The 636-nt window shown below is 42.9% G+C and carries 1 pseudogene; it reads right to left on the bottom strand.

From position 1 onward, the window contains the following. Positions 1-75: 75 nt before the first annotated feature. Positions 76-636 (bottom strand): annotated as a pseudogene (locus ACFIO3_RS14965) (phage portal protein); the annotation flags it as partial.

Below are 636 nucleotides of genomic sequence, written 5' to 3'. Positions count from 1 at the left end.
TCAAATACCGGTGCACCAACCCTATAATCTTCATTCATAGCTTCGTTCATTTCTGCATTCATTCTTTCACCTCTCTCAAATATGCATGCCTCTGTGCAATGCTATTCTCTCTCGCATAATCTGATTGTGTGCTTGTTCATTGAGAAGCTTCTGACGTTCAATGTCATGCCTCTGTTGCATCATTTCGGCTTCCAATTCTGCTCTCTTTTGACGCATGAACAATTCAATCTGCTTTCCTTGCAAATCCATCTGTTGCATCTGACTTTTAGCAGCAATATCCTGCTGCTTTTCTTGCAACTTCATTTCTTGTTCCGGATCCATTTGCTGTTGTTGGGCTTGTTGTGCCATTTGCTGCTGTTGCATCTTCTCACTCACACGATTGAGTAATGACGCAGGCAATGGTGAATAACGAAGCAAATCAAGCATGATATCCGGTGTTACGGCATTTTGAAGCAACGGTAATAATTGCGTGATAATGCCAAAGGTACGCTCTTTCTCATTCGGGCTGGTTGGAGCATCATCCACCACAATATCGTAATCAACACTCATCACCGCTTCACGTGTTAAGGGAATATATTGCGCGTTCTCCTCACCCGATATCCGTACCAAGCGACCATCAGACAAATAATTCTGTAT

This window comes from Bartonella sp. AD328YNZD (assembly GCF_042196425.1).
This window is presented reverse-complemented; position numbering and strand designations above follow the sequence as displayed.